The following is a 15,388-nucleotide window of genomic DNA, read 5'->3' as shown; positions in this document are numbered from 1 at the left end:
CTACAGGGCCATTTCAAGCTCGGTCTGTTTGGCGAAACGGTGAATTTCTTTCTGCCCGGCGGCGGTAAGCTGCAGGGCACGAGAGTCCACGGGCAAGCTCAACCAACCGGACTGCATGAACAGCTGCAACAACGCCGCACCCAGGGCACCGCCCAGGTGCGGGCGTCTTTCGCTCCAGTCGGGACACGCACAGGCAACCTTGCCGTTGCGATGGGCCAGCGCCTGAATGAACACACCGCGTGACGCCAGCTGCGTCGAGCCTTTGAGTGTAATCGTGACCCGTTGATCGAACTGTTCGATCCAGCCCGCCTCCAGCAGGCGCTGGTACAAGTCGGCAGCCAGGGTGCCACCCAGATGGTCGTCACAAAGCCGTGCGCGCAACAACGATGAACCCCTCGGCTGAGGTTTGGCCAAGGGGGCGGCGCGTTTGAAGATGTCCGGGATATCCTGCGGTGTGCTGGCCAGCGTGGCACTGGCCAGGGCTTCGATCGCGACACCGACTTCGGGCGCCGTCAGGCGAAAGAAGCGCTTACGCCCACGGGCTTCTACTTTCAACAGGCCTCCGGCCAACAGCCGTCCCAGGTGCGCACTGGCCGAAGACGGTGACAGGCCGGCCATCAATGCCAATTCTTCGGTATGTCGCGCCGAACCGTCCATCAATGCCCACATCATTGCGCTGCGCTTCGGGTCAGCCAGCAACGTGGCTATCTGGCTGATGCAAGGTGCATGTTCCATGTATTCACTCCCTGTTGAATCGTATCGTCCTGCTGCTCAGAGATATCTTGACCCGTCATGTGCTGTCGGCCAAACGTGGAAACTGCCATAAACCGGGCTCGCCCTTAGGATCGACGGTGCGTTCACGAGGCGAGGGTTAGTATAGGCCGGTTGCCCGCCAGATCCTGCTCCCTGCAAACCGCCGATGCTGATAGTTCCTGAGGGAAATTTCGCTTTTTACCTGCGACTAATGATCGATTCTTGATAAGCCTGGAAAATGACTACTCAAGCGGGCGCATCGGCTGGCAAGCATTTCCCGCAGAAGGTTCACCGGCTTGCTCAATTGTGCGCGATGGGCGCACAACAGATTCAGCGGTGCGCGCTCACAGAGCAGCTCCGGCATGAGCACTTTCAAGCGCCCCGCGAGCACATCGGCGGCCACGTCGAGCCAGGATTTATAGGCGATGCCGGCCCCTGCCAGGGCCCACAGGCGCACGACATCGGCATCGTCACTGAAACGATCGCCACTGACGGTCAGGCCGACCTCGCGCTTGCCGTCATGAAAACTCCAATGGTCATGTACCCGGCTACCCAGCATGAACAGCAGGCAATTGTGCTGGGCCAGTTGCTCCAATTGTCGCGGCTCGCCACGCCGGGCGAGATAGTCGGGCGCGGCACACAGCACGCGACGATTGTGTGGGGCGATGGGCAGCGCCACCAGGCTGGAGTCTTCCGGCTCGCCGTAGCGCAGCGCGATGTCCACTGGCTGGCGGAACAGATCGGCGATGCGGTCGCCCAGCAGCAGGCGCACGGTCAGCTTCGGGTGCTCGCGCTGAAACTCATCCAGCCAGGGCAGCAGCAGGTTGCGACCAAAGTCCGACGGTGCCGACAACTGCAGGACGCCGCTGACCTGATCCTGGCCACTGGCCAACAAACGCCGGCCTTCGTCGAGATGACTCAAGGCCGCTCGGGCGTACTCGAGAAAACCTTCGCCTTCGGCGGTCAGGCGCAGGCTGCGGGTGGAGCGGGCCAGCAGCCGGGCGCCCAACTGCTGTTCGATGCGCTTCAACGCAGCGCTCGCCACCGCCGCCGACATGTCCATGCCCCGTGCGGCCGCAGACAGACTGCCAAGGTCCGCCGCCCGGACAAACAACTGCAAATCATCGAATCGCAGCATGTGAAGCCTTTATTATCAAAAAAATATTGAAAGAGACTGCTGTTTTAGCCGGTTTTATCTTGCATAGAAATAGCCAATCATCCGCCCCATCGAATCTTTCTTCAGATAGCTATTTGGGAGTCTTCCATGAAAGCCGTTGCTTACTACGCCTCGCTGCCGATCAGCGATGAAAACGCCCTGCAAGACATCGAACTGCCAGAGCCGGTCGCCGGCCCTCGTGACCTGCTGGTGGAAGTCATGGCCATCTCGGTCAACCCGGTGGACACCAAGGTCCGTCAGAACGTCCAGCCTGAAGCCGGCGCGGCCAAAGTTCTGGGTTGGGACGTGGCAGGTGTGGTCAAGTCGGTGGGCAGTGAAGTGACATTGTTCAAGGCCGGCGACAAGGTGTTCTACGCTGGCTCCATCGCCCGCGCCGGGGGTAACAGCGAGCTGCACGTGGTGGATGAGCGAATCGTCGGCCATATGCCGAAAACCCTCGGTTTCGCTGAGGCCGCTGCCCTGCCGCTGACGGCCATTACCGCCTGGGAATTGCTGTTCGAGCGCCTGCAGGTACGCGAAGGAAAAACCGATGAAGGCCAGAGCCTGCTGATCGTCGGTGCGGCCGGTGGCGTCGGCTCGATCCTCACGCAACTGGCCAAACAGCTCACGGGCCTGAACGTGATCGGTACCGCTTCGCGCCCGCAGACCCAAAGTTGGGTGAAGGCGCTGGGAGCCGATGAGGTGATCGATCATAGCCAGCCACTGAGCCAGGCCCTAAAACAGGCCGGCATCGATCAGGTGACCCATGTCGCCAGCCTGACCCAGACCGATCATCACCTGGATCAACTGGTCGAAGCGCTGGCACCGCAAGGTAAGCTGGCACTGATCGACGACCCGAAAACCCTCGACGTGACCAAGCTCAAGCGCAAGAGCCTGTCGCTGCACTGGGAGTTCATGTACACCCGCTCACTGTTCGAAACCGCGGACATGATCGAACAGCACAAACTGCTCAACCGGGTCGCCGAGCTGATCGATGCCGGTACCCTGAAAACCACGGTCGGCGAACACTTTGGCACCATTAATGCCGCGAACCTGCGACGTGCCCATGCACTGCTGGAAAGCGGAAAATCCAAGGGCAAGATTGTGCTGGAAGGGTTTTAAGCGCCTGCAGGCGCCGCCCTCGGACTGCGATGTTTTTTGTTACAAACCGTCAGTCCGAGAGTTGTGCCTTGTCACAATAGCGTTCGTATTCAGGACTACAATCGAAGCCTCTGCGAGACAATCTTTTACTTGAGGAGGTCAGTAATGAAGATCCTGATAAAAGAATTGGCAAAGTCCCAGTGGCAGGTCCGCCTGGATCAACATGCCGTCACATTCCGCAGCGAAGCCGAAGCCCGCGCCTTCACCAATACCCTTGAAGCGCGATTACACGCCCCGCACCAGATACCCGACCGCCAACAGCGCGCTGTTGGCTGAGTCCGCCCTCAAACCTGGGCTTGCACCAGCGCCCGGGCATTCTGCAAACGCCGGGTGAGCAGCGCCGCGCTCACCACCAGAATCCCGCACAGGCTGATGACCATGGCCATCGGCATGGCGCTGCCGTCGTGCAAGACCCCGACCAGCGCCGCGGCGCCTGCCGCGACACTGAATTGCAGGCATCCGAGCATGGCCGAGGCACTGCCGGCGCGGGCGCCCTGGCCGTTCATCGCGCAGGCCGAGGCATTGGGCAGGATGCAACCGAGGCTGGCGATGCAGACGAATAATGGAATCAGCAGCGGCCAGAGCTCTGTGGTGTGCAACGCACTGACGGCGAGCAACGCCAGGCCGGCACCGAGGTAAATCCACACGGTGCGTGTCAGCAGGAACGCCGGACCGCGCTTGGCCAACAGTCGCGCGTTCACCTGCGCCACCAGGATGAACCCCGCCGCGTTGGCACCGAAGAACCAGCCAAAATGTTCGGCCGGCACGCCATAGAGCTTGATGAAGATGAACGGCGACCCGGCGATGTAGGAGAACATGCCGGCGATGGCGATACCGCCCGTCAAGGCATGGCCGAGGTACACCGGGTCCTTGAGCAAACGTGCGTACTGATGCAACGCCCCGGCCAAGGGTTGGCGGGGCAAATGGGCGGGCATGCTTTCCGGCAAGCCCAATGCCACGGCCAGGCCTGCCAAGGCGCTGAAACCGGTGAGTGCCAGGAATATCGACTGCCAGCCTGTGGTGTTGACCAGCAAGCCGCCGAGCATCGGCGCAAGAATCGGCGCCAGGCCCATCACCAGCATCAATTGCGAAAAGACTTTTGCTGAGCCCACCGCATCGCATTTGTCGCTGACCACCGCCCGCGAGATCACCATCCCTGCGCAACCGCCCAGTGCCTGGATGAACCGCGCGCCGATCAGCCAGTCCAGGTTCGGCGCATACGCGCACGCCAACGAAGCGGCGGTAAACAGCCCGACGCCGATCAACAGCGGAATGCGTCGCCCGAAACGGTCAGCCACCGGGCCGTAGGCCAGCTGGCCAATGGACAAGCCAAGGAAATACGCGGCCAACGTCAGCTGAACGTGTTTTTCGTCGGTGCCGAAGGCGAGCGCCATCGCCGGGAACGCCGGCAGATAGAAATCGATCGCCAGCGGACCGAAAGCGCTCAAGGCGCCAAGAATCAGGATTGTGCGAAAATTCATCAGGCACCCATGGGACAGAAGTCGGCAGGCCGACAGTCTAGCCGCGCATGGACGCCTTGAACATTAAGTTAGCTCGCTAACTATTAAAAAATCAGACCAACTTCACGCGATAGCCTTCTTCACTGATGAGCGCGATCACTTGCTCGGCGCTCAATGCGCTCTCGACGCCGACTTCCCTGGCCGCCAGATCGACCCGCACACTCGCCGCCGGGTCCCTGGCCTGCACAGCCTGGGTGATCGCCTTGACGCAGTGACCGCAGGACATGCCTTCAACGTTGAACACTTGCATGGATGACTCCTTTAATGGGGCGCTTGAATGAAGTGACCTACAGTCTCGAGCTTGCCACCATGGCAAGGTCAAGTTCTGACATGACCTGCCGGGCTGGCAATCGGCTTCGCGCTCGGCCAAGCTGCGTTCATCTACGACTTGATCCCAGGAGATTCAGCCATGCGCTGGTCAGCTTTCAGCCTGTTTGGCCTGCTCAGCCTTTTCACCGCCACAACCCCGGTCAATGCCGCCGGGGAGGATTATGGCGTGTTGATCATTTCCCGCGAGCGCCTGGAAGTCGCAACCAGCTGCGAGATCGGCGTGTATATCCAGGACCAGTTGGCGGCGCGACTGTTCCAGGAGCAAAGCACTTCGTTCAACTTGCCGCCAGGCAATGTGTCGCTGCGCCTGAAGCTGCTGCCAGGCCAGGCACCGGGGTGCAACCCGGGCATGCTGGCGCCGGGTTCGCAGGATATTCAACTCAAGGCCGGTGATGTGTTGAAGTACCGGATTGCGATGACCCAGGACGGGATGTATCTCAAGCGTGCCGGCCTCGGCTACTGATCCCCCCTGTAGGAGCCAGGCTTGCCGGCGAAGAACGATAACGCGGTGCAGCAGACACACCACGGCGTCTGGTTCGCCGGCAAGCCTGGCTCCTACAAAAGCACAGAACGATAACGCGGTGCGACCGATCTTTGCGCTTGACCTTGCCAGCATGGCAAGGTTGATCCTGTAGGCAACTTCTACAGGGAGCGTGACCGATGTCCGAATCCACTACTTTCGATCTGCCGATCGCCGGCATGACCTGCGCCAGCTGCGCCGGGCGTGTCGAGCGCGCCTTGAGCAAAGTCATCGGTGCCAGTGCCGTCAGCGTCAACCTGGCCACCGAGCAGGCCCGGGTTCAAGCGCCGGTCGACAGCCTGCCGGCCTTGATGGAGGCGGTACAAAAAGCCGGTTACAGCGTTCCGCAACAGCGCCTGGAACTGAGCATCGACGGCATGACCTGCGCCTCCTGCGTCGGCCGGGTCGAACGGGCACTGAACAAGGTGCCGGGGGTCAGGAGCGTCAGCGTCAACCTGGCCAATGAACGCGCTCATCTTGAGCTGCTCGGACAGGTCGACCCGCAAACCCTGATCGACGCCGTGACCAAGGCCGGCTACGCCGCCAGCGTCTGGCAAGACGATCAGCCCCACATCGACACGCAGCAAAGCCGACTGCACCGCGAGCGCTGGGCCGTGATCGCGGCCATTGTCCTCGCCTTGCCGCTGGTTTTGCCGATGTTGCTGCAACCGTTCGGCGTGCACTGGATGCTCCCCGCCTGGGCGCAGTTCGCCTTGGCCACGCCGGTGCAATTCATCCTCGGCGCGCGGTTTTATCTGGTCGCCTGGAAAGCCGTGCGTGCCGGTGCTGGCAACATGGACCTGCTGGTAGCGCTGGGCACCAGCGCCGGTTATGGCTTGAGCGTCTACGAATGGGCCACCGCCGCCGGGCGCATGCCGCACCTGTACTTCGAAGCCTCGGCCGTGGTGATTGCCCTGGTGTTGTTGGGCAAGTACCTGGAAAGCCGCGCCAAGCGCCAGACCGCCAGCGCCATTCGCGCCCTGGAAGCGCTGCGCCCGGAGCGGGCGATCCAGGTGGTCGACGGCCGTGAGCAGGAAGTGTCCATCAGCGCCCTGCGCCTCAATGACCTGGTGCTGGTCAAACCCGGCGAACGCTTTCCGGTGGACGGTGAAGTGGTCGACGGCCAGAGCCATGCCGACGAAGCGTTGATCAGTGGCGAAAGCCTGCCGGTGCCCAAGCAACCCGGCGATCAAGTCACCGGCGGCGCGATCAATGGCGAAGGTCGCCTGCTGGTGCGCACCCAGGCACTCGGCGCGGAAACGGTGTTGGCGCGCATCATTCGGCTGGTTGAGGACGCTCAGGCGGCCAAGGCACCGATTCAGAAACTGGTGGATAAAGTCAGCCAGGTTTTCGTGCCGGTGGTCCTGCTGCTGGCACTCGCGACCCTGATCGGCTGGTGGCTGTACGGCGCGCCGCTGGAAACCGCGCTGATCAATGCCGTGGCCGTGCTGGTGATCGCCTGCCCTTGCGCACTGGGCCTGGCAACGCCGACGGCGATCATGGCCGGCACCGGGGTGGCGGCGCGTCATGGGATCCTGATCAAGGACGCCGAAGCGCTGGAACGTGCACATGAAGTCAGTTCGGTGGTGTTCGACAAAACCGGCACCCTGACCTCTGGCGCCCCGCGCATCGCTCACTTGAGTGCCATCGAAGGCGACGAAAGCACCCTGCTGCAACTGGCCGGCGCTTTGCAACGCGGCAGTGAGCATCCGCTGGCCAAGGCTGTGCTGGACGAATGCGCACAACGCGGCCTGACCGTGGCCGATGTCAGCGACAGCCAGTCCCTGACGGGGCGCGGCATTGCCGGCAGTCTTGATGGCCGTCGGCTGGCGCTGGGTAATCGGCGTCTACTGCAAGAGAGCGGATTGAGCGCAGGTGAATTGGCCGATTCGGCAACGGCCTGGGAAACCGAAGGCCGGACCCTGTCCTGGCTGGTCGAGCAAAGCCCTGCACCGCGAGTACTGGGATTGTTCGCCTTTGGTGACACGCTCAAGCCTGGCGCGCTGCAAGCCGTGCAACAACTCAGCGCACGCCATATCAGCAGTCACTTGCTGACCGGCGACAACCGTGGCAGCGCCAAAGTGGTCGCCGATGCACTGGGTATCAAGAACGTACACGCCGAAGTGCTGCCGGCAGACAAAGCCGCCGAAGTCGCCACGTTGAAGAAAACCGGTGTGGTGGCGATGGTCGGCGACGGCATCAACGATGCGCCGGCACTGGCCGCGGCGGATATCGGCATTGCCATGGGGGGCGGCACCGACGTGGCCATGCACGCCGCCGGGATCACCCTGATGCGCGGCGATCCGCGATTGGTACCCGCGGCGCTGGAGATCAGCCGCAAGACCTACGCGAAGATCCGGCAGAACCTGTTCTGGGCCTTCGTCTATAACCTGATCGGCATTCCTTTGGCGGCCTTCGGTTTCCTCAACCCGGTGCTGGCCGGTGCGGCGATGGCGTTGTCGAGTGTGAGCGTGGTGAGCAATGCGCTACTGTTGAAAACCTGGAAACCCGAGGATCTGGAGGACAACCGATGAACATCGGCCAAGCAGCCCGCCACAGCGGCCTGAGTGCGAAGATGATTCGTTATTACGAGTCCATCGGCCTGCTCAAGGCGGCCCATCGCACCGACAGCGGTTACCGGGTGTACAGCGACGATGACCTGCATACGCTGGCGTTCATCAAGCGCTCCCGGGACCTGGGGTTTTCCCTGGAGGAGGTCGGCAAGCTGCTGACCCTCTGGCAGGACCGCCAGCGTGCCAGTGCCGATGTGAAGGCGCTGGCACGGCAGCATATCGATGAGTTGAACCAGAAGATTCGTGAGCTGGGGCAACTGCGCGATACGTTGCAGGACCTGGTTGAGCATTGTCAGGGGGATCATCGACCGGATTGTCCGATTCTGAAGAATCTTGAGTCGGGGTGTTGTGCCACACCTGCCAACCACCACAACCCCCTGTAGGAGTGAGCCTGCTCGCGATAGCGGTCTGTCTGATACATCAAAGTTGAAGGTGCCGACGCTATCGCGAGCAGGCTCACTCCTACAAAGGATTTGTGTTGTGCATAAAAAACCCGGCCGAAGCCGGGTTTTTGATTAACCGATCACTGCATCCAGGGCGGAGGCGGTTCTTCGGTTTTGCCCGATGGCGCATCGTCTGCGGCACGTGCCGCTTGCTTGCGCTCTTCATCCAGGCGTGCGGCCTCGATCTCGCGCATGATGCCGCCGACATCGGCCAGTTCTTCCGGTTCGTCGAACTCACCGGTCAGGACACTGGCCGGGTGCAAGGTACCCGCCTCGTACAAGGCCCACATCTCCTTGGCGTACCGGGTCTTTTTCAACTCTGGCGCAAACCGTCCGAAATAGGACGCCATGTTGCCCACGTCCCGCTCCAGCATGCTGAAAGCGTGGTTGTTACCCGCCGCGTCAACCGCTTGCGGCAAGTCGATGATCACCGGGCCGGTCGGGGTCAACAGCACGTTGAACTCGGACAGGTCACCGTGCACCAGGCCGGTACACAGCATCAGCACGATCTGCGAAATCAGGAACGCGTGATACTCGCGTGCCTGGTCCGGCTCCAGTACCACGTCGTTCAGGCGCGGTGCCGCATCGCCGTACTCGTCGGCCACCAGCTCCATGAGCAGCACGCCTTCAAGGAAGTCATACGGCTTGGGTACGCGCACACCGGCATTGGCCAGGCGGAACAGCGCCGCCACTTCGGCGTTCTGCCAAGCGTCTTCGGTTTCCTTGCGGCCAAACTTGGAACCCTTGGCCATGGCCCGGGCCTGTCGGCTGTTGCGCACCTTGCGGCCTTCCTGATACTCGGCCGCCTGACGAAAACTGCGTTTATTCGCCTCCTTGTAGACTTTCGCGCAACGTAACTGGTTGCCGCAGCGCACCACATAAACAGCTGCTTCTTTACCACTCATGAGTGGGCGCAGCACCTCGTCGACCAGACCGTCCTCGATCAGGGGTTCAATGCGTTTTGGAGTCTTCATCAGCTTTTATTGTGGGTCCTTTATTACCAAACACGCGAAAGTCATTCGTTATACGGCAATCCATCCATTCGGGGGAGGGGGTGCCGACGTACCGTTCGCGTGATTTTTCAAAACAGCCCTCAATTTCCGCAGGCAACAGCCGAAGTCCTAAGTGACAAAGTGATTTGTCCGACAATCGTTTTTACAACAATAACGATGCCGCACTCAGGGAACCGGGATCAACAACGTTTACGGCTGCCAATAAACCGCGAGTCATCTGCACTGCGTGGGCCTACAAGAAAATCTGGAGCGCGGATGAACATCAAACAAAAACTGACCTGGGCGTTTGCAATCATCGCCTGCTTGCCGGTGGTACTGGTCGCCACCCTTGTCGTGCTGAACTTGCGCAGTGATGCCAAGGACGAATTCGTCGACAACAGCGGTCGCGAAATCCGTCAAGTCAGCAATGCCATGCAACTATTCTTCGACGGCATCAGCCAGAACGTCGAATACCTGGCCCGGCAGCCGCTGATCACCAACTCCGACGACAGCCTCAAGACCTACATGAACGCCAACGCCGCCAGCATTCCCCAGGGCGAAATGGACAAAAAAGTCTTCGGCTTCCTGCAGGACCTGGGCAACGCCCATCCGTCTTACGCCTACGCCATCCTCGGCACTGCGGCCGGTGGTTACGTATCGTGGCCGGACGATGCCAAACTGGCCAACTACGACCCGCGCCAGCGCCCCTGGTACAAGGCAGCCCAGGCCAAACAGGGCAAGCCGTTCCGTACCGAAGCCTATTACTGGGCCGAAAACGATACGTCCTACGTCAGCACCGTACGCACCATCGACAACAAGCTGGGCACCAACGGCGGCGTGGTCAGCATCGACGTGTCGCTCAAACAGCTCACCGAACTGGTCAAGCAGATCAAGCTCGGCGAAACCGGCTACCTGATGCTGCTGGAAAACTCCGGCACCGTACTGGTCGACCCGAAGCAACCGGAACACAACTTCAAGGCCCTGGGCAGCCTCGGCGAGGGTTACGCACAACTGGCCAAGGCCGGCAAAGGCCTGGTCGAAGTCGAACTCAATGGCGAGCGCTACATGGCCAACGTCTGGCCGTCCGAGCAACTGGGCTGGACCTTCATCGGCCTGATCAAGCAGAGCGATGTGATGAGCACCGCCACCCAACTGACCTGGTTGATCGCCATCATCGCCGCGGTACTGGCGGTGATCTTCGCCATCGTCGGCGCCAGTTTCGCCAGCGTCATCGTGCGACCGATCCGCAGCGTGGCCGACGGCCTGGAAGGCATCGCCCAGGGTGAAGGCGACCTGACCAAGAGCCTGCAAATCCGCGGCAGCGACGAAACCGCGCAACTGGCCAACTGGTTCAACCAGTTCCTGACCGCGATTCGCAACCTGATCCAGAGCATTGGCGGCGCCGCGACCAGCATCCTGGCCACGTCCAAGAGCTCGACCCAGGTCTCCAGCGACATGGCCGAAGCCGCTGGACGCCAGCGTGAAGCGGTGGACATGGTGTCCACGGCATTCCACGAAATGGTCGCCACCGCCAACGAAGTGGCGCGTTCCTGCAGCCAGGCGGCCGAGTCCGCCGACAGCGGCCAGCGCCAGGCCCGCGAAGGCCAGCAACAGATTGACGCGGCCGTCAGCAGCGTCGATCGCCTGAGCCAGGAAATCGAACAGTCGGCCCAGTCGATGCAACAGCTGGAGCGCGACAGCAACGACATCCAGTCGATCCTGGGGACCATTCGCTCGATCGCCGAGCAGACCAACCTGCTGGCGCTGAACGCGGCCATCGAAGCGGCGCGGGCCGGTGAACAGGGCCGTGGTTTTGCGGTGGTGGCCGATGAAGTGCGGGCGCTGGCCAAGCGCACGGCCGATTCCACCGCGGAAATCGACGGGCTGCTGGGCAACCTGGCCAAGCGCACCAGCCAGGTGACCCAACAGATGCATGCGAGCCTGGAAGTGTCCCAGCAATCGGTGACGCGCATCGGCGAAGCGCGCAACAGCTTCGGGCAGATCCGCGAGTCGGTGGACGTGATCCGCGACATGAACACCCAGATTGCCACGGCGGCGGAGCAACAGCATCAGGTGGCCGAAGACATCAACCGACACATCAGCCAGATCCATGGCGATGCGCAATTGGTGGCCGAACTGGCGAACTCGGCGCGCCTGGATTCCCAGAGCCTGGCCGGGTTGTCGAATGAGTTGGATGGGTTGGTGCGGCGGTTCCGTACCTGATCCAATCCCCGGTGGCCGCCGTTCGCGGGCAAGCCTCGCTCCTACAGCAGTACGCATCGTCCTTGTAGGAGCGAGGCTTGCCCGCGAAGGGGCCATCACTGTCGGAAGAGTTCTCCCGGGGTAAACCCGAACAGGCACTTGAACGCCGCAATAAACGCCGACGTCGAGTCATACCCACAGGCCAGCGCGGCATTGGTCACGCTGTCGCCCTCCTCCAGCAGACTCAACGACGACAGCAAGCGCATACGCTGGCGCCAGCCACGAAAACTCAACCCGGTTTCCCGCTGGAACAGGCGCATCAGGGTTTTTTCCGACGTACCCAGGCGCTCGGCCCATTCGTGCAGGGTCACATTGCGCTCGGGATTTTCGATCAGCTCGCTGCACAACCCCAGCAACCGTTCATGACGGGGCAACGGCAGGGAAAAACCGACTTCCGGCAACGTCGCCAACTGATCGAGCAACACACTCACCAGCCGCGCTTGCGGGCTGTCGCCCTGTGGATATTCCACTGGCAGCAGGCAAAAACTCTTGATCAGCTCCCGGGCCAGCGGCGTCACTTCCAGTACCCGGCAACGCCCGTCCGCCCACCCGCAATCTTCGCGACGCACATACAGGCTGCGCATTTCGGCGCGCATCGAGGTCACGACCTGATGATCAAGGTCCGCCGGAATCCAGATGCCCCACTGGGGCGGCGCGAAGAAACTGCCCTCGGCGGTGTGCACACCGAGTACGCCACTGATGGCATAGGAAAACTGCACCCAGTCGTGTCGATGGGACGGCGTCCACGACCCGGCGTTGAGGCTCTCCACCCGGGCGTACAGAGGGCGTGGCAGTGTAATGAGCGGTGGGATGCTGCGTTCGAGAGAAACCTGTCCGTTAGTCGGCATTGCCTGGCCTTGTGTTGCGAGACGGCTAATGTGGCGACGTTAGGCCATGTCACCCCTCTATTCAACACCGGACATATGGTTAACGTTCGATGATGGCGGTCACCCCCTGACCACCTGCGGCGCAGATCGAGATAAGCCCGCGCCCTTTCCCCGCCGCATCGAGCAACTTCGCCAGGTTGGCAACAATGCGCCCACCCGTGGCAGCGAATGGATGCCCCGCCGCCAGCGAACTGCCTTTGACATTCAGTCGGCTGCGGTCGATCGAGCCCAGCGGCGCGTCGAGGCCGAGGCGGGTTCTGCAGTACTCGGGGTCTTCCCAGGCCTTCAAGGTGCAGAGCACTTGCGCGGCGAAGGCTTCATGGATTTCGTAGTAATCGAAGTCCTGCAGGGTCAGGCCATTGCGCGCCAGTAACCGCGGCACCGCATACACCGGCGCCATCAACAGGCCCTCGGCGCCGTTGACGAAATCCACCGCCGCTGCCTCGCCATCGCGCAGGTAGGCAAGGATCGGCAAGCCACGCGCCTGCGCCCACTCTTCACTGCCCAACAGCACCAGCGAGGCGCCATCGGTCAGCGGTGTGGAGTTGCCGGGAGTCAGGGTGCCTTTTGCGCTTTTCTCAAAAACGGGTTTGAGCGAGGCGAGTTTGTCCAGGGTCAGGTCCGGGCGCAAATTGTTGTCGCGGGTGAGGCCGAAAAAAGGCGTCATCAAGTCGTTTTGCCAACCTTCGGCATAGGACGCGGCCAGCTTCTGATGGCTCTCGAGCGCAAATTGATCCTGCTCTTCTCGGTCAATGTTCCAGGTCTGCGCCATCAGCTCGCAATGCTCGCCCATGGACATTCCGGTGCGCGGCTCGCCATTGCGCGGGAACTCGGGAATCAAATGCCGGGGACGCAACTGCAGGAAGGGTTTGAGTTTTTCAACGGTTGTGTTGGCGCGATAGGCTTGCAGCAGAATCTTGCGCAACCCGTCGCTGACACTGATCGGCGCGTCCGAGGTGGTGTCGACGCCACCGGCGATGGCGCAATCGATCTGGCCCAGGGCAATTTTGTTCGCCACCAGTAGCGCAGCTTCCAGCCCGGTGCCACAAGCCTGCTGGATGTCGTAGGCCGGGGTAGCAGGCGACAGCCGCGAACCGAGCACACACTCGCGTGTGAGGGCCATGTCCCGCGGCAACTTGAGGACGGCCCCGGTAACCACTTCGCCAAGGCGCAGGCCATGCAGGTTGTAGCGTTCGATCAGGCCTTCGAGTGTGGCCGTGAGCATGGCCTGGTTGCTGGCGGTGGCGTACGGCCCGTTGGAGCGAGCGAAGGGTATCCGGTTACCGCCGATGATCGCGACGCGACGCAGCTGAGTCATGAAAAGCTTCCTATTCTGTGAAGGCCACTACCCGCAAGCGTAGGCCTTTTCCAGTGAATCGAACGACTGATTGCCATTCATGGTCCACACTTTGAACCTCATCTGCTGGAGCGCGTTCCATGTCCGACCGCTATATCGACTTCGCCAATTCGTCCATCGGCCATCGACTGGTCGCAGCCGTGGGCTTGCCTTCGCCTGTACGTCTGGAACGCTGGCAAGCGGGCCGATTGCGCCCTGTCGAAGGTGCTTTGCTGATTGGCGGCGGGCCACTGGCGGAAAAGGTCAGCGCCTTCGCCAACCGCCTGACGGACGCGATCTACACCTACGGCACCGAACCCTCGATGGCGACCGCGTGGATTCCCGGACACGGCCCGAAACTCAAGGCCGTGGTGTTCGATGCCAGTGACCTGGTGCAGGTAGACCAGCTCAAGCAGCTGCGCGAGTTTTTCCAGCCGCTGATGAAAAATCTCGACCACAGTGCCCACCTGGTGATACTGGGCCGAGACCCGCGGACCTTGAGTGACCCGTTCGCCGCCAGCACCCAGCGCGCCCTCGAAGGTTTCAGTCGCTCGCTGGCCAAGGAGCTGCGCAGCGGTGGCACCCTGCAGCTGATCCATGTTGGCGAGGGTGCGGAGGATCAACTGGAAGGACCGCTGCGGTTTTTCCTCTCACCGAAAAGCGCCTTCGTGTCCGGGCAAGTGATTGGCCTTGCGGCCTGCGCCACCCAGGTCACGGACTGGACGCGCCCGCTGGCCGGGCGCAAGGCACTGGTCACCGGCGCTGCGCGGGGCATTGGCGCCGCCATCGCCGAAACCCTGGCCCGTGACGGTGCCGAGGTCATCCTGCTCGACGTGCCCCCGGCCAGGACCGATCTCGACGCCCTCGCCGCACGCCTCGGCGGACGTGGTATCACGCTGGACATCTGCGCCGAGAATGCCGCGACGGAATTGGTGGAACAGTTGCCCGACGGCATCGACATCGTGGTGCACAACGCCGGCATCACCCGGGACAAAACCCTGGCCAACATGACCCCGGAGTTCTGGGACGCGGTGCTCGCCGTCAACCTCAACGCCCCGCAAGTGCTGACTAAAGCCCTGCTCGACAGCGGCACCCTGCGCGACGATGGCCGGGTGGTCCTGCTGGCATCGATCAGCGGCATCGCCGGCAATCGCGGACAAACCAACTATGCGGCGAGCAAGGCCGGGCTGATTGGCCTGGCACAGGCCTGGGCGCCGCTGTTGCATGGGCGGGGCATCAGCATCAATGCCGTGGCGCCGGGTTTCATCGAAACCCAGATGACCGCACACATTCCCTTCGGCCTGCGTGAAGCCGGACGACGCATGAGCTCATTGGGCCAGGGCGGCCTGCCGCAAGACGTCGCCGAAGCCGTGGCCTGGCTCGCGCAACCGGGTACGGGCGCGTTCACAGGGCAAGCATTGCGTGTCTGCGGGCAAAGCGTCCTGGGGGCCTAGG

The 15,388-nt window shown here is 62.0% G+C and carries 14 protein-coding genes and 1 pseudogene; 8 read left to right on the top strand and 7 right to left on the bottom strand.

Features of this window, described 5'->3' with window-relative positions; genetic code table 11:
* Both OH720_RS03145 and OH720_RS03140 read right to left on the bottom strand, forming a co-directional pair.
* On the bottom strand, positions 1-735 hold the full coding sequence (locus tag OH720_RS03145) for an ArsR/SmtB family transcription factor (protein WP_272604533.1): 735 nt from the start codon (positions 733-735) through the stop codon (positions 1-3).
* A gap of 226 nt (positions 736-961) precedes the next feature.
* Positions 962-1,891 carry a LysR family transcriptional regulator gene (locus tag OH720_RS03140; RefSeq protein ID WP_272604532.1) on the bottom strand — a complete coding sequence of 310 codons (930 nt, stop codon included), beginning with the start codon at positions 1,889-1,891 and terminating at the stop codon, positions 962-964.
* Positions 1,892-2,017: 126 nt separating this feature from the next.
* Between OH720_RS03140 and OH720_RS03135 the strand changes: the two genes are divergently transcribed.
* Both OH720_RS03135 and OH720_RS03130 read left to right on the top strand, forming a co-directional pair.
* Complete coding sequence (locus OH720_RS03135; RefSeq protein WP_272604531.1) at positions 2,018-3,031, top strand: zinc-binding alcohol dehydrogenase family protein; 1,014 nt, start codon at positions 2,018-2,020, stop codon at positions 3,029-3,031.
* Between the two features lie 144 nt (positions 3,032-3,175).
* Positions 3,176-3,346, top strand: a complete 171-nt coding sequence (locus tag OH720_RS03130) for a hypothetical protein (protein WP_008066222.1) — start codon at positions 3,176-3,178, stop codon at positions 3,344-3,346.
* Positions 3,347-3,354: 8 nt separating this feature from the next.
* Here OH720_RS03130 and OH720_RS03125 read toward each other — a convergent pair whose 3' ends face one another.
* Complete coding sequence (locus OH720_RS03125) at positions 3,355-4,551, bottom strand: multidrug effflux MFS transporter (protein ID WP_272604530.1); 1,197 nt, start codon at positions 4,549-4,551, stop codon at positions 3,355-3,357.
* A gap of 91 nt (positions 4,552-4,642) precedes the next feature.
* Positions 4,643-4,840 carry a heavy-metal-associated domain-containing protein gene (locus tag OH720_RS03120; protein ID WP_272604529.1) on the bottom strand — a complete coding sequence of 66 codons (198 nt, stop codon included), beginning with the start codon at positions 4,838-4,840 and terminating at the stop codon, positions 4,643-4,645.
* A gap of 159 nt (positions 4,841-4,999) precedes the next feature.
* Between OH720_RS03120 and OH720_RS03115 the strand changes: the two genes are divergently transcribed.
* From OH720_RS03115 to cueR, 3 genes are all read left to right on the top strand, one after another.
* A complete protein-coding gene (locus OH720_RS03115) occupies positions 5,000-5,383 on the top strand; it encodes a hypothetical protein (RefSeq protein WP_180204124.1) in 384 nt (127 codons plus the stop codon).
* 197 nt (positions 5,384-5,580) lie between these two features.
* Positions 5,581-7,974, top strand: coding sequence for a heavy metal translocating P-type ATPase (locus OH720_RS03110; protein WP_272604528.1), 2,394 nt, complete (start codon positions 5,581-5,583; stop codon positions 7,972-7,974).
* Positions 7,971-8,396, top strand: a complete 426-nt coding sequence (gene cueR, locus OH720_RS03105; RefSeq protein WP_272604527.1) for a Cu(I)-responsive transcriptional regulator — start codon at positions 7,971-7,973, stop codon at positions 8,394-8,396. Before OH720_RS03110 ends, cueR begins: the two co-directional genes overlap by 4 nt.
* A 140-nt stretch (positions 8,397-8,536) precedes the next feature.
* Here the strand turns inward: cueR and OH720_RS03100 are convergent, their stop codons facing one another.
* Complete coding sequence (locus OH720_RS03100; protein WP_272604526.1) at positions 8,537-9,430, bottom strand: PA4780 family RIO1-like protein kinase; 894 nt, start codon at positions 9,428-9,430, stop codon at positions 8,537-8,539.
* A gap of 195 nt (positions 9,431-9,625) precedes the next feature.
* Here OH720_RS03100 and OH720_RS31760 point away from each other — a divergent pair.
* Both OH720_RS31760 and OH720_RS31755 read left to right on the top strand, forming a co-directional pair.
* Positions 9,626-10,765 (top strand): annotated as a pseudogene (locus OH720_RS31760) (cache domain-containing protein); the annotation flags it as partial.
* Positions 10,766-10,903: 138 nt separating this feature from the next.
* Positions 10,904-11,671 (top strand): methyl-accepting chemotaxis protein, encoded by a 768-nt coding sequence (locus tag OH720_RS31755; protein ID WP_404821821.1) that lies wholly within the window; start codon positions 10,904-10,906, stop codon positions 11,669-11,671.
* A gap of 95 nt (positions 11,672-11,766) precedes the next feature.
* On the opposite strand, the gene OH720_RS03090 is transcribed toward OH720_RS31755, so the two are convergent.
* Both OH720_RS03090 and OH720_RS03085 read right to left on the bottom strand, forming a co-directional pair.
* Positions 11,767-12,558, bottom strand: a complete 792-nt coding sequence (locus OH720_RS03090) for an AraC family transcriptional regulator (RefSeq protein ID WP_272604524.1) — start codon at positions 12,556-12,558, stop codon at positions 11,767-11,769.
* A gap of 79 nt (positions 12,559-12,637) precedes the next feature.
* Positions 12,638-13,915, bottom strand: coding sequence for an acetyl-CoA C-acetyltransferase (locus OH720_RS03085; RefSeq protein ID WP_272604523.1), 1,278 nt, complete (start codon positions 13,913-13,915; stop codon positions 12,638-12,640).
* 119 nt (positions 13,916-14,034) lie between these two features.
* Between OH720_RS03085 and OH720_RS03080 the strand changes: the two genes are divergently transcribed.
* The gene (locus OH720_RS03080; protein ID WP_272604522.1) at positions 14,035-15,387 is read left to right on the top strand and encodes a 3-oxoacyl-ACP reductase; all 1,353 of its coding nucleotides are present in this window, start codon (positions 14,035-14,037) and stop codon (positions 15,385-15,387) included.
* The last annotated feature ends 1 nt before the right edge of the window (position 15,388 follow it).

Source organism: Pseudomonas sp. WJP1 (assembly GCF_028471945.1).
Taxonomy (GTDB): domain Bacteria; phylum Pseudomonadota; class Gammaproteobacteria; order Pseudomonadales; family Pseudomonadaceae; genus Aquipseudomonas.
The sequence above is the reverse complement of the archived record's forward strand: the minus strand, read 5'-3'. Positions and strand labels throughout refer to the sequence as shown.

Coding starts and splice junctions, on each gene's coding strand:
- OH720_RS03115 (WP_180204124.1), top strand. CDS start 5,000: ATGCGCTGGTCAGCTTTCAGCCTGTTTGGCCTGCTCAGCCTTTTCACC.
- OH720_RS03130 (WP_008066222.1), top strand. CDS start 3,176: ATGAAGATCCTGATAAAAGAATTGGCAAAGTCCCAGTGGCAGGTCCGC.
- OH720_RS03080 (WP_272604522.1), top strand. CDS start 14,035: ATGTCCGACCGCTATATCGACTTCGCCAATTCGTCCATCGGCCATCGA.
- OH720_RS03120 (WP_272604529.1), bottom strand. CDS start 4,840: ATGCAAGTGTTCAACGTTGAAGGCATGTCCTGCGGTCACTGCGTCAAG.
- OH720_RS03140 (WP_272604532.1), bottom strand. CDS start 1,891: ATGCTGCGATTCGATGATTTGCAGTTGTTTGTCCGGGCGGCGGACCTT.
- OH720_RS03145 (WP_272604533.1), bottom strand. CDS start 735: ATGGAACATGCACCTTGCATCAGCCAGATAGCCACGTTGCTGGCTGAC.
- OH720_RS31755 (WP_404821821.1), top strand. CDS start 10,904: ATGGCCGAAGCCGCTGGACGCCAGCGTGAAGCGGTGGACATGGTGTCC.
- OH720_RS03135 (WP_272604531.1), top strand. CDS start 2,018: ATGAAAGCCGTTGCTTACTACGCCTCGCTGCCGATCAGCGATGAAAAC.
- OH720_RS03090 (WP_272604524.1), bottom strand. CDS start 12,558: ATGCCGACTAACGGACAGGTTTCTCTCGAACGCAGCATCCCACCGCTC.
- OH720_RS03125 (WP_272604530.1), bottom strand. CDS start 4,551: ATGAATTTTCGCACAATCCTGATTCTTGGCGCCTTGAGCGCTTTCGGT.
- OH720_RS03110 (WP_272604528.1), top strand. CDS start 5,581: ATGTCCGAATCCACTACTTTCGATCTGCCGATCGCCGGCATGACCTGC.
- OH720_RS03100 (WP_272604526.1), bottom strand. CDS start 9,430: ATGAAGACTCCAAAACGCATTGAACCCCTGATCGAGGACGGTCTGGTC.
- cueR (WP_272604527.1), top strand. CDS start 7,971: ATGAACATCGGCCAAGCAGCCCGCCACAGCGGCCTGAGTGCGAAGATG.
- OH720_RS03085 (WP_272604523.1), bottom strand. CDS start 13,915: ATGACTCAGCTGCGTCGCGTCGCGATCATCGGCGGTAACCGGATACCC.